Origin of the sequence: Eoetvoesiella caeni, assembly GCF_003315175.1 — a bacterium.
Taxonomy (GTDB): domain Bacteria; phylum Pseudomonadota; class Gammaproteobacteria; order Burkholderiales; family Burkholderiaceae_B; genus Eoetvoesia; species Eoetvoesia caeni.
The window spans coordinates 99,022-112,801 of record NZ_QNRQ01000014.1 but is presented as its reverse complement, the minus strand read 5'-3'; the positions used below and the strand labels follow the sequence as shown (position 1 = coordinate 112,801).

The 13,780-nt window shown below is 57.7% G+C and carries 8 protein-coding genes; 7 read left to right on the top strand and 1 reads right to left on the bottom strand.

Annotated features, from left to right (window positions below; translation table 11 throughout):
• Window positions 1-164: 164 nt before the first annotated feature.
• From DFR37_RS19390 to DFR37_RS19360, 7 genes are all read left to right on the top strand, one after another.
• Window positions 165-737 (top strand): recombinase family protein, encoded by a 573-nt coding sequence (locus DFR37_RS19390; RefSeq protein ID WP_113934837.1) that lies wholly within the window; start codon window positions 165-167, stop codon window positions 735-737.
• 29 nt (window positions 738-766) lie between these two features.
• Window positions 767-2,893 carry a site-specific DNA-methyltransferase gene (locus tag DFR37_RS19385; protein ID WP_113934836.1) on the top strand — a complete coding sequence of 709 codons (2,127 nt, stop codon included), beginning with the start codon at window positions 767-769 and terminating at the stop codon, window positions 2,891-2,893.
• A gap of 3 nt (window positions 2,894-2,896) precedes the next feature.
• Entirely contained in the window at window positions 2,897-5,497 is a 2,601-nt protein-coding gene (locus tag DFR37_RS19380; RefSeq protein ID WP_113934835.1) for a DEAD/DEAH box helicase, read from the top strand.
• A gap of 51 nt (window positions 5,498-5,548) precedes the next feature.
• The gene (locus DFR37_RS19375; protein ID WP_113934834.1) at window positions 5,549-5,761 is read left to right on the top strand and encodes a hypothetical protein; all 213 of its coding nucleotides are present in this window, start codon (window positions 5,549-5,551) and stop codon (window positions 5,759-5,761) included.
• 107 nt (window positions 5,762-5,868) lie between these two features.
• Complete coding sequence (locus tag DFR37_RS19370; protein ID WP_113934833.1) at window positions 5,869-6,672, top strand: restriction endonuclease; 804 nt, start codon at window positions 5,869-5,871, stop codon at window positions 6,670-6,672.
• 10 nt (window positions 6,673-6,682) lie between these two features.
• On the top strand, window positions 6,683-7,462 hold the full coding sequence (locus tag DFR37_RS19365; RefSeq protein WP_113934832.1) for a Hachiman antiphage defense system protein HamA: 780 nt from the start codon (window positions 6,683-6,685) through the stop codon (window positions 7,460-7,462).
• Between the two features lie 79 nt (window positions 7,463-7,541).
• Window positions 7,542-10,967, top strand: coding sequence for a DEAD/DEAH box helicase (locus DFR37_RS19360; protein WP_242341728.1), 3,426 nt, complete (start codon window positions 7,542-7,544; stop codon window positions 10,965-10,967).
• A gap of 739 nt (window positions 10,968-11,706) precedes the next feature.
• Here the strand turns inward: DFR37_RS19360 and glmS are convergent.
• Window positions 11,707-13,539 carry a glutamine--fructose-6-phosphate transaminase (isomerizing) gene (gene glmS, locus DFR37_RS19350; protein WP_113934829.1) on the bottom strand — a complete coding sequence of 611 codons (1,833 nt, stop codon included), beginning with the start codon at window positions 13,537-13,539 and terminating at the stop codon, window positions 11,707-11,709.
• Between the last annotated feature and the right edge of the window lie 241 nt (window positions 13,540-13,780).

Genomic DNA, 13,780 nt, shown 5'->3' with positions numbered 1-13,780 from the left:
GTGCTTTATTTTCCGTTTTCTGAGACGACCACAGATCAGAAAAGACTGTGCAGCCGACTCTTGATATTCCGTGCAGTCACCTTCTGAAAATGACATTTACCTTCGTGAAAGCCGCTCTCTGGTGTTAATATCGGCGTCAAGTTTTCAATGTCCCGGATGCGTCCATGAATCAACGCATAGGATACGCCCGCGTATCAACCGATGATCAGCACCTTGACCTGCAGCGCGACGCGCTCCAGCAGGCTGGGTGTGGCGTGATCTATGAAGAAGCGGCCAGTGGCAAGAATACGGCTCGCCCCGAGCTTGAGCAGTGCCGCAAGGCGCTGCGGGCAGGGGACACCCTGGTGGTGTGGCGGCTGGATCGGCTCGGGCGCAGCCTGCCAGACCTTGTGCAGATCGTGACCGATCTTGAGCAGCGCAGCATCGGCTTTGAAAGTTTGACAGAAAAGATCGAAACCGGCAGCGCGGCGGGCAAGCTTATTTTTCATGTGTTCGCAGCACTGGCCGAATTTGAGCGCGGTTTGATCCGAGAGCGGACGCAAGCCGGGTTGGCGGCCGCTCGTGCCCGTGGCCGCGCCGGTGGCCGCAAGCCGAAGCTGGATGAACAGCAGGTTAGAGAGATCAAAGCCCTGCTGCGTGACCCCCATATTCAGGTGGCTGACGTGGCCCGTCGCTATGGCGTATCTCGAACCACGATTTACAAGCATTGCGGCGTCGTACAACCACGCCATCAATAGCGAAGAAACAAAAGAGGGAAAGCATTTCCGTGTCCAGACTGACTGATTTGATTGCCAAGGCAAAAGCCAAAGATTCGGCCCTGGGGGCTGAGTTGGATCGAGAGTTCAAGATTCTCTCTTCGCGCCTTCCCTTCGGCTTGAACTTCGAGCGGCATAGCCCCGAAGCGGTTGAACTGCCGCTGCGCCCGATACGCAAGGGCGACAAGGTGCGCGTGCTGTCGGAACGTGGCACAACCCAAAAGGGCGATCAGCGGCTGTGGCAGGTGAAGTCGATCCACAAGGCGAAGAAAACGGCTGACTTGGAGCTGCTGGATGCGACAGAGGTCGAAATGCAGACCGTGGCGCTGGGGGATTTGGTGGTGGTAGCCCAGTTCCGCGACATCATCTATCCCGGCCTGGTCAGCACCGGTAAAGTGCAGCGTGGTGGCGACAAGCCGTGCCACACCGTCATCAACGGTGAGAACTACCACGCTCTCAAAGCGCTGACCTATACCCACCGGGGAAAGGTGGACGTCATCTATATCGACCCGCCGTATAACACCGGGGCGAAGGACTGGAAGTATAACAACGACTATGTGGAGGGCGACGACCAATATCGTCACAGCAAATGGCTGGCGATGATGGAGCGCCGCTTGCTGGTAGCGAAAGAATTGTTGAATCCGGCGGATTCAGTGTTGATCGTAACTATTGATGAAAAGGAGTATCTGCGGCTTGGGTTGCTTTTAGAACAGGTATTCCCAGAAGCTAGAACCCAAATGGTTAGTGTTTCAATCAACCCAGCAGCGGTTGCTCGTGCAGGGTATTTCGGCAGATCCGACGAGTATTATTTTTTCGTGATGCTGGGGCGAAGTGGGGTCAAACCAATTCGCCTTTCTGACGAGTGGATCACGACAAAGGGCCGAACTCATAAAGGTGACATTCGATGGGATTTACTTCGAAAATCTGGATCAAGTCCAACTCGAGACGGGCACCCTGAAACTTTCTACCCTTTTTTTGTTTATGAAGATGGGAAATCGTTCCATAGCGTTGGTGAACCAATTGGGGTAGGTGCGAATCGTCACGACACGGTAGCTCCCGATGGAACGATAGCTGTTTGGCCCATCCGCAAAAACGGAACAGAGGGACGTTGGCGGCTTAAGCCATCCACTGTGAGAGAAGTTTTGTCGTCCGGAGGGCTTCGACTTGGAGAACTGAAGGGTGAAACAACTCCCGTATATTACCTGGCAGAGGGCGAGCGTTCGAAAATTGAGAACGGAACTTATGAGGTGCTTGGGCGTCGCGACGACGGATCGGTAATTACTTCGACACTAGAAACGACAGATCGCGTTACCGTACCTGGCTCTCAATGGCGTATTGGTTCACATGATGCGACACAATACGGCACGAGGTTGCTGCTGAATTTTCTTCCTTATCGCAGATTTCCATTTCCAAAGTCGCTCTATGCGGTTGAAGATGCACTACGTTTCTTTGTCTCTGACAAATCGGAGGCTGTTATTCTCGACTTCTTTTCTGGTTCTGGAACCACTGCGCACGCTGTAATGCGGCTTAACAAGCAAGACGGCGGGCAGCGCCAATGCATCAGTGTGACTAACAACGAAGTTGCCGCTGACGAACAGAAAAAGTTGCGCGAAGCAGGTTGGCGTCCCGGCGATGCCGAGTGGGAAAAGTGGGGCATCTGCGACTACATCACCAAACCTCGCGTTGCCGCTGCCATCACGGGCAAGACACCCGACGGCGAACCCATCAAGGGCGACTACAAATTCACCGATGAATTTCCGATGGCTGAAGGCTTCGAGGAAAACGCAGAGTTCTTCACGCTGACCTATGAGACGCCGGTATCGGTCAATTACAACCTGGCGTTCAACCGGATTGCGCCGTTGCTGTGGCTGCGAGCAGGAGCGCAGGGCAGTCGCATAGACAAGCTGCCCGACAATGGGTGGGCGGTGGCCAATACTTATGGCTTGCTCAGCAATGTGGATGCGGCCACACCCTTTATCAAGGCGCTGGCTAAGGCCGATGGAGTACGCATTGCCTATATCGTCACCGATGATGACCGCCGCTTCCAGGCGATTGCCAAGCGGTTGCCCGATGGCGTCGAGCCGGTGCGCTTGTACGAATCGTATCTGACCAATTTCAGCTTCACTAACGGAGAGTAACGGATGAAGTTCACGCTCAAAGACTACCAGCGCGACGCCGTCCGCGACTCCCTGAATAACCTGGGCAAGGCCCGCCGCCTGTGGCATAACGAATCCGACCGAACGGCGTTTTCGCTTACAGCGGTGACTGGTGCGGGTAAGACCGTGATGGCCGCTGCCACATTCGAGGCGCTGTTTCACGGTGATGATGAGTTCAGCTTTGATGCCGACCCCGGCGCGGTGGTGATCTGGTTCAGCGACGACCCTTCGCTGAACGAACAGACCCGCTTTCGCTTTATCGAGGCGAGTGACCGCATCAACTACACCGACCTGGTGGTGGTGGAAAACACCTTCAACAGACCGAAATTCCAGGCGGGGAAAATTTACTTCCTCAATACCCAGAAGCTCAGCAAGAACAGCTTGCTGGTGCGTGGCCATGATCCTGAAGAAATGGCCGCCAAGCTGGACAGCACCTTCGCGGACATGCGGCCCGACCTGCGGGCATACACGATTTGGGACACTATTCAGAACACCATTGAAGACCCGGATTTGACGCTTTATCTGGTGCTGGATGAGGCGCACCGTGGTATGGGTGTGCAGACAGCAGCCAGCCAGAACGCCAAAAGCACGATTGTGCAGCGGCTCATCAATGGCGTGGGCAGCGTGCCCGGTGTTCCTGCTGTCTGGGGTATTTCAGCCACGGTGGAGCGGTTCAACAAAGCGATTGAGTCGGCAGGCAAACACATCAAGCTGCCCAATGTGGAAGTTGATGCGTCCAAGGTGCAAGAGTCCGGCCTGATCAAGGACACCATCCTGCTGGATATTCCAGACAATGCGGGCGATTTCGATACCGTGCTGGTGCGGCGTGCGACCGATAAATTGAAGGAATCCAGTCTTGCCTGGGGCGCTTATTCCAAGCAGCAACAGGAAGCTCAGCTTGTCGTGCCATTGATGGTTTTGCAGGTGCCCAACACGCCTGACCCCGATGAAATCGGGCGGGCGCTGGATACCATTTTCGAGCGCTACCCTGAGCTGCCCTCTGCCAGCGTGGCGCACGTTTTTGGGGATCACACCACACAGCGCTTCGGTAACCGCGATGTGCCCTACATCGAGCCGCAGCGAGTTCAAGAATCGGCCTGGGTGCGGGTGCTGATTGCCAAGGATGCGATCAGCACCGGCTGGGATTGCCCGCGTGCCGAGGTCATGGTGTCGTTCCGTGCGGCCAGCGACAAGACGCACATCACTCAGTTGCTGGGTCGCCTGGTACGTTCGCCGCTGGCCCGCCGTATTCCTGGCAACGACCGCCTGAACGCAGTGGACTGCTTGCTGCCGAAATTCAATCGCAAGGCCGTGGAGCAGGTGGTCGATGAGCTGACAACTGGCAACGAGGCGGCAACGCCTGGGCGCGTGTTGATCGACTACATGGAGGTGCAGCCGAACCCTGCTGTCGCGCCTGCCGTGTGGGAAGCATTCGAGGCGTTGCCGTCACAAACGCGGCCGCAACGTGGTGCCAGGCCTGCGGTCAGGTTGACTTCGTTGGCACACGAATTGGCGTCCGACGATATTCTGTCCGGCGCGGGCAGACTGGCACACGCCGAGATGCACGCAGCCTTGGATTCGTTTCAGGCCGACAACGAAGCCAAGATCAAGGCCAAGCGGCAGTCCGTGTTAGTTGTGGACGGGAAAACCGTGAAAGCAGACATGCTGGGACAGGGCCGGAGCCTGGAACAGTTCTGGGAAGATGCCGATATGGCGGTGATCGACGATGCCTACCGCCGTGCGGCGCGCATCTTCAGCCCGGCGATTGCTCATTCGTATGTCGACCATCTGGCGAGCCAGGAAGCCGACCGGAACGAAGACCCGGAAGGCTTTCTTGAGGCCATCATGGAGGCCCGCGTAACCGTTGCTGGTTTGGGGCTGGTGATGGAGGCGCAGGCCTATTTTGATGCTGAGGCCGATAAGCTAGCGAAGGACTGGTTGACTCGGTATGGGGCGCAGATCAAGGCGCTCAGCGATGATCGACGAGAGTCGTACAGGCAGATCATCGAAATGAGCACGGAGCCGCAGGACGTGGGCTTGCTCAAGCCTGAAGCTCGTTATGAGGCAACCAAGGCGAACGAAAACGGCAAGGTGAGAGTGCTCCCAGTCTGGGATGACCACTTGCTATGCAACGATGCCGGCAAATACCCCGCTGAACTGAATGACTGGGAGCGGACGGTAGTCGAGACTGAATCGGCAAGGCCGGGGTTCTCGTTCTGGTATCGCAACCCGCAGCAGCCTGGGCAGGCTTCGCTGGGTATTGCCTATGAGAAATCGGGGCAGTACGGCATTGTTCGCCCCGACTTTCTGTTCTTTGCCACGCAGGGGGATGGCTCTCTCGCCGTCGATCTGGTTGACCCGCACGGCCTGCATCTGAGTGACGCGCTTGCCAAGCTGCAAGGCTTGGCGCTGTACGCTGCCAACCATGCTGATGCCTATCGCAGGATCGAGTCGATTGCACAGGTGAAGGGTAGCGACAAGCTGCGGGTACTCGATTTGAAACGGCAGGACGTGCGGGATGCGATTGCCGTGGGCCAGGATGCAGAGCTGCTGTTCAGCAGTGGGCTGGCAGATGACTATCAGTGATTGTCCAAGCGCAGTGACGAATCAGATCAGCGACTATCGGAGCGGCAGCGTATGAAGAGGGACAGCACAAGCGAGCCGTTTTTCATCACCGAGGAAGTCGGGGCCGAGATGGCCGCCGCTGGCTATGAGTTCGAGCCGCCGCCCATTGCCTGCTGGGGGCGTCTGCGTGATGTGCTGGAGGGTATGAGCGATGCCGAGCTGGCATTGCAGCCGGGTGAGATCGCCGACCAGGACCGCGAGCGCCGTCAGAGCTGCGTGAGTTAGTTAAGCGGTTTGTTTTCGTCAATGGGGGTGAATTTATTAACTCAATACGGTCCAACGATCTACGCCTTGTAGATGACCTCGTTGATTTCATCCGAGGTCCCGGGTTCGTGCTCGATTTTTCCGACACGAGTTTTGCGGATTTTTTTGCCTCGGAGCTAAGGGTCAATATTGACGATCCCAAATACGCGGCTAATGGTGGCTCCAAGGGGAAGCGGCTGCGCTATTTCCTACAGAACTGTGACGATGCCACTGCCGTTTGCATACTTACAGCTCTCTGGGAGCACCGCTCCGACTATCTTGCCCGCAGCGGCAGCAAGGATCCAGTAATCAATGCGCAGTCGCGCTATCAAGGCTTGATTAATCGTCTCTCCGGTGGTGCGGCTCCGAAGCCAACCCAATCCCAGCTCCAACCCACCGTCGATCGTCAGAAGATCGCCACCATTAAGGCCGAGCTGCTACAGGTCTCCTCGCTCAGTGCTCAGGCCCGTGGTTTTGCCTTCGAGGGTTTTCTCAAGGGGATGTTCGACGCATTCGGTTTGGCCGCTCAGGAGCCGTTCCGCCTTCGCGGTGAGCAAATCGACGGCAGCTTCCAACTCGGCAGCGAGACCTATCTGCTGGAAGCCAAATGGCATAGTCAGCCAATTGGCGTCGCCGATTTGCACACGTTCCACGGCAAGATTGAACAGAAGGCCGCCTGGACGCGGGGCCTGTTCGTGAGCAACAGCGGCTTCTCGAATGATGGCCTCATCGCCTTCGGCCGAGGCAAGCGCGTTATCTGTATGGACGGCCTCGATCTCTATGAGTTGCTCGACCGCGAGATACCGCTCAACCAAGTTCTTGAACAGAAGGTGCGCAGAGCAGCCGAAACCGGCATGCCCTTTCTTCGCGTTCGCGACCTTTTTCCGAGCTAAGGAGGAGGGCATGGTCCAATTCAATGATTGGTGCGACTCGGCAGACACGCCATTAGGCAATCATCATGTTCGCGTCATGACAGGCCGGCCAGCGGACACTGCGACCGGCATTCAGGTGACGGCTAGGGCTATCCCCGCCCACTACGCCACCGAGGAGCGCATCGCCGCCGCGTTTGCGAGGTTGGGCAAGGCCGCAGCTGCTCAGATGATCACCGATCTACTCCCGCAAACGCCGCAGATCCGATCGGGTGACCTCGGCGAGATCTACGCTACAGAATGGATCGACGCGCACAGCGGTTATCGCGCGCCTATCAAACGGTTGCGCTGGAAGGATCACCGCAACATGGCGATGCGCGGCGACGACGTCATCGGCATGCTTCTCGATCCGGCAACACAGCGCCTCTGTTTCCTGAAAACAGAGGCCAAGAGCCGCATCAACCTGCGTGCTCAAACGCTGGAGGAGGCGCGGGGCGGCCTGGATAAGGATGGCGGCCTTCCCTCGTCGCATGCATTATCCTTTATCTCAGCCAGACTGATGGAACTAGGCACCGACGCACCGCTCGTCGACGCCATCGACGAGGCGCTCTATCGGCACGGTATCCCGCCCGAGAGCGTGAAACATCTCCTCTTCACGTTCTCCGGAAACTCCCCGCAGGCGCTGCTGACGCAGGCGCTGCAGGCCTATCCTGGTCCGATTGGACAATTGGGTATCGGTCTGTACGTCGACGGCCATGCCGCCTTTGTCGGGGCCGTCTACGATCGAGTCATAGCCGATGCCAACCACCCCTGATTCGATCACAGGCGCTATAACGGACGCCGCGGCGGCAGGCTTTCGCGGCAGGCTCATTGCGCGGGGTCAGGCACGCGCAATGATCTGGCGTGACGGTGTTCTTCCACTTGGTGCGCCAGCCTTCTCGCCGCAACTGAGCTTCGACCTTCACAGTTACGCCTATGGCTTGCTTGGGCTCGGGCTACGCCTTCTAGAGCTCGATGGTGACCCGAACCAGGCACGGATCGCATCCGAACAGGCGGCGACAGCCCTTGAGTCGGTTATGGCCAACAGCAATCGCGACGAAGCTGACCGCGATTTCCATTTCGTCATGGCAGCGGCCAGCTATCACTTGGCGCACCTTTCCGCCCGGGCCTATTCCCTCCTCGCAATCGCGGCCGACGAGGCGAATTTCTCGCCGATCGAACAGGCGCTCGCCCTGTTGATGCGCCGAGACATCAATGCGCTGCGTGCACGCGTGTATGCCTTCCGCCTCGATGGCCGAGGATCGGACGCGGCCATTACGGCGCTCCTCCAGCAGCGCCTCGCCGAGCCCGTCGCTGTCGATGCGCCGGAACGAGACGGAAAGGACTTTCTTTTCGAAGGCCTGGATCTCGCGCTGACAGACGCTTTCTTCGGCGCCTTTTCGATGTTCCTGCTCGCCCTGGATCGCGGCGAACGTGCTCTTCTCGACCGGGCGATCGCCCAGCTTCGCGAGAATCTCGACATCTGCGGGGAGCTGAATCTTCTGCCTCAATGGTGGGTGAACCGGATCGCTATCCATCTACTTTCCGATCTCTGGTCGAACACCTTCCACGAAAAGGTCCCACTGTTTCCCGCCGGAGGTGCTGCCCCTTCATGGTCCCACCTCCGCGAACTCTTCATCGCCTTGCTCGCTCGACGCCCAAGGGCCGAGGTCGACCTATGGCCGTCACAGACCGAGGCGGCATCGCGCGCTGTCGATCAAACCGACAACCTTGTCGTTTCACTGCCGACCAGTGCCGGGAAGACCCGCATCGCTGAGCTGTCCATCTTGAGATGTTTAGCCGGCGGGCGGCGCGTCATATTCGTGACCCCGCTTCGCGCCTTGTCGGCGCAAACTGAAAACACGCTCCAGCGCACGTTCGGGCCGCTTGGCAAGACCATTTCCGCCCTCTACGGCAGCATCGGCGTGTCCGGCTTCGACGAGGATGCCATTCGCGAGCGTGACATCGTCGTCGCGACCCCCGAGAAGCTCGATTTCGCCTTGAGGAACGATCCATCGCTGCTCGACGATGTGGGCCTGCTCGTGTTCGACGAAGGCCATATGATCGGGCCTGGCGAGCGCGAAGTTCGATATGAGGTTCAGATTCAGCGCCTCTTGCGTCGTCAGGATGCCGATCAACGCCGCATCGTCTGTCTGTCGGCAATTCTTCCCGACGGCGATCAAATGGAAGACTTCTCTGCGTGGCTACGGCGAGATCAACCGGGAAGTCCCATCAAGAACGATTGGCGCCCGACGCGCTTGCGGTTCGGCGAAGTAACCTGGAACGCGCCGACAGCGCGCCTCAATCTTCGCGTCGGCGAGGAAAGACCCTTCGTGCCCCGATTTCTCACCGGCACCGCGCCGCCGCTGTTCGTGCCGCCGAAGAGGCTTCGCACCCGGCTCTTCCCGGACAATCAGCAGGAATTGAGCCTTGCTACCGCATGGCGCCTCGTCAGCGACGGCCAGACCGTGCTGATCTATTGTCCAGAGCGCCGCAGCGTTGAACCGTTCGCCAAGGTCATCGTTGACTTGCACTCGCGCGGCGCACTCGCATCCTTGCTCACGGTTGATCCAGCCACCTTGCAGACCGCCGTCGCGCTAGGTGAAGAATGGCTTGGGCCGGACAGCGACATCCTGAAATGCCTTCGGCTTGGTGTGGCGCTTCATCATGGCGCCTTGCCGACCGCTTATCGCAAGGAAGTCGAGCGCCTTCTGCGTGACGGTGTGCTCAAGGTCACGATCTCATCGCCGACCCTGGCGCAGGGGCTCAACCTTTCGGCGACCGCAGTCGTCATGCACTCGCTCTACCGACACGGTGAGAAGATCAAGGTTTCGGAGTTCAAGAACGTCATCGGCCGCGCAGGCCGGGCCTACGTCGATGTAGAAGGCCTTGTCCTCTATCCCATCTTTGAAGATACGAGGAACAGGAAACACGACAAATGGGTCGGGTTGATCGAGGACTTCGGCGCCCGCGAGATGGAAAGCGGGCTCATCCAGCTCATCTTCTCGCTGCTGAGCCGCATGCACGCCCGCCTCGGTGGCAACCTCGACCAGTTGATCGACTATGTCGTCAACAATGCCGCGGCGTGGACTTTCCCCGAGGTCGCCGGCGAAGACGCCAACAAGCGCGAGCGGGCGCTGAAAGAGTGGGAGCGTCATATGGCAACGCTCGACACCGCCATTCTCAGTCTCATCGGCGAGGCCGACGTGCCCGATGACCAGATCGAGGCCGCGCTCGACAACATCCTTCAATCTTCGCTCTGGCAACGCCGCCTGCTTCGCGTCGACGACGCATCGCGCGCAGCCTATCGCACCACACTGCTTACTCGAAGCCGGCATATCTGGGCGAATTCGACTGCCGCTACACGACGCGGCTACTTTCTGGCCGGGCTTGGCCTTGAAGCTGGACATGCGCTGGACGCAATTGCGCCAGAGGCGAACGACCTTCTTATACAGGCCAACGCAGCCCTCGTGGCATCGGACCATGAGGCGGCAATCGCTGCGATCACAGGTATCGCCGAACGCGTGTTCGCCTTCTACCCGTTTGAGCCGGACCCACTCCCAGCGAATTGGCGCGAAGTCCTCAGATATTGGCTGCTCGGGCAGCCGTTGGCAGCGATCATCGCCGGAGAGGAGACTGATGCATTGCAGTTTATTGAGGGCGGCCTAGTTTATCGCCTTCCCTGGGCCATGGAGGCCTTACGGGTCCGTGCCGCCGCTAACGGCGATGTCGTTGGCATGTTCGCACAAGCGTTGGACGACTATGAACTCGGCCTGGCTGTTCCGGCTGTCGAAACGGGGACGATGAACCGCTCCGCCTCGATTCTGATCCAAGCGGGTTTTAATTCACGGCTGGCGGCCATCAAAGCTGTCACCGACACGGCCGCCACCCTCACGACCGGTGCAGAATTGCGCGACTGGCTGCGTTCACCCGGCCTCGCGGTCTGGTCGGCGCAACCAAACTGGCCAACGGCCGAGACTCGGGCCATATGGCTCGCATTCATCCAGGAGTTTGCTCCGTCAGACAACCAGACCTGGGCGCGGCGAGATTATCTTGGAAACGTCCAGTGGTTCTCTGTACCGGCGCCTCCCGGAACACCAGTCAGCCTTTTTCATTGGAACGGACAGCCGCTAGTGCTGGCACCTGACGGGCACGCGATTGGTCTGCTACAACACCCACTCAACCCGAATCGGCGAGGTGTTGTTCGAGCGACGGTCGCTATGAATAACGGCCAGCTTGATCTGAGCTATCTGGGCCCCGATGATTTGTGGCGAGGCTAGGGTTGCAGATGGCGAATCACCTACATACCTGGGCGAATGTGGGTGTACAAATTACCGCTCTGACGGCTTGAATTCTCTCAATATGGTATTTTTTATGGTATCTGGCGCATCAAATGACTCAACATACTGACTTGTAAGGATATTTTTTTGTGATTAATAATAGAGTGGGAATGATTGATCTTGGGAACGGCTTCACCACCTTCCTTGTGATCCATTCCACCTACAAGTGCACCGGCGATCATCTCAGTTCAGATGGCCGGAATACAGTTCGCTCGGCAATAGCACTTCGCAGCCTTCTCCAGTAGGATTCTTACGCGGGTGGCAGCCACGATCTCGACCCGATGCATGCCTTTGTATGTTGCTTGGCAGCTAAAGTAGCGAGCAATCAATCTCTTGAGATGAGCGCCGCCAGGCACCTTAATGATCATTCAGCTTCTCCTATTCGCTAGAATGCTGTGATTCGTTATGCCGGAGTACTCGCTAACAAGTATGCCGACTTCAGTCATTGTCCGAGAACCGTCCGTAAATTCACAGCCAATGGTCTCGCGTAGACCGCTCCAGATTTTTTGAAAATAGCAGAAGATAGGTAAATTTATGCCTAGATTGCCGTATTTTGCACGAAGTTGACTATCGACAGACTTTATTCTCTTTCGACAGACTTTATTTTCACTCTTCACTATCGTATTAAATTATCCCTAATATTAGGCAATCAAAGACTCCGTCACAGCCTAGGCCGCGCTCACTCCACCGTCACACTCTTAGCCAAATTCCTCGGCTTATCCACGTCCGTACCCCGCACACACGCCGTGTGATACGCCAGCAACTGCAGCGGTATGGTGTGCAGAATCGGGGATAGCTTGCCGTAGTGTTCGGGCATGCGGATGACATGCATTCCTTCGGTGCCCACAATCTTGGTGTCGGCGTCGGCGAACACATAAAGCTCGCCGCCGCGCGCCTGCACTTCCTGCATATTGGACTTGAGTTTTTCCAGCAGTTCGTCGCGGGGGGCGATGGTTACTACGGGCATGTGCTCGGTGACCAGGGCCAGGGGGCCGTGCTTGAGCTCGCCGGCGGGATAGGCTTCGGCGTGGATGTAGCTGATTTCTTTGAGCTTTAGCGCGCCTTCGAGGGCTATTGGGTAATGCATGCCGCGGCCCAGGAATAAGGCGTTTTCTTTGCTGGCGAAGCGGTCGGCCCAGGCGATGATTTGCGGCTCCAGTGCCAACACGGCGCCGATGGCTACGGGCAGGTGGCGCAAGGCTTTCAGGGCTTCGGCTTCTTGCTCGTCGGTCATGCGGCCTTTGACTTGGGCCAGGGCCAGGGTCAGCAGGAACAGGGCTGTCAGTTGGGTGGTGAAGGCTTTGGTGGAGGCAACGCCGATTTCAACGCCGGCACGGGTAATGTAATTGAGCTTGCATTCGCGCACCATGGCGCTGGTGGCAGAGTTGCAGATGGTCAGGGTGTTTTCCATGCCAAGGCTGCGCGCATGTTTGAGCGCGGCCAGGGTGTCGGCGGTTTCGCCCGATTGGGAAATGGTAACGACCAGGGAGCGAGGGTTCGGCACGCTGTCGCGGTAGCGGTATTCGCTGGCGATTTCGACGTTGACCGGTATTTTGGCGATGGATTCGATCCAATAGCGCGCGGTCAGGCCGGCGTAGTAGCTGGTGCCGCAAGCCAGGATCAAAACGTTGTCGATATCGTTGAATACTTTGTAGGCGGCGTCGCCGAACAGTTCGGGCGTAATGCTTTCGATATCCAGCAGGGTGTCGCCCACGGCACGCGGTTGCTCGAAGATTTCTTTTTGCATGTAGTGGCGGTATGGGCCCAATTCGGCCGCGCCCGAGTATGCATGTACGACGTGCGCCTCGCGCTCTACCGGCCGGCCGGTGCTGTCGGTTATCCAGACGCGCGCAAGCTGCAGATCGACGACGTCGCCGTCTTCAAGGTAAATGATTTTATCGGTGGTGCCGGCCAGCGCCATGGCGTCCGAGGCCAGGAAGTTTTCGTTGCTGCCCAGGCCCACAACCAAAGGCGAGCCCTGGCGCGCACCCACGACGCGGTGCGGTTCGTCCTGGCAGAACACGGCGATGGCGTAGGCGCCATGCAAGCGCTTGCGGGCCTGCTGGACGGCTTCGAACAGGTCGCCGGCATACAGGTGGTCGACCAAGTGCGCGATGACTTCGGTGTCGGTCTGGCTTTCGAATATGTAGCCGGCGGCCTGCAATTCGGTGCGAAGTTCTTCGTAGTTCTCGATAATGCCGTTATGCACGAGGGCAATACGCGCCTGGCCGCGGCTTTGGCCGGAGAAGTGCGGGTGGGCATTATGCGTGGCGGGTGCACCATGAGTGGCCCAGCGTGTATGCGCAATGCCGGTAAAACCTGCCAGGCCGTCCTGCTGGACTTCGCGTTCCAGTTCAGCCACCCGCTGGGTGCTGCGGGCGCGGCGCAAGGCGCCGTCGGCGTATACGGCGACGCCGCATGAGTCGTAACCCCGGTATTCCAGCCGTTTAAGACCCTCAAGCAGAATGGGGGTAACGTCGCGTTGCGCCACAGCGCCAACAATGCCGCACATAGAAAAGCTCCTTATTTGTAGACTTAAGTATTGTGCTCAACAAACAAGGAAATTAGATTTCTTAATTGCAAGACATATGTATTTTTATTTCACAAAATATGAAATAATAAAATTAATTTCATATTTATTATTATTTTTATAATTAAATTCAAAACCATTGAACACAGTCCGCAACAAAGTTGCGCCGCAAAAATCACCGCATCAGCCAAATAAAGCATTTATATAACCGAAAGGGACTTCC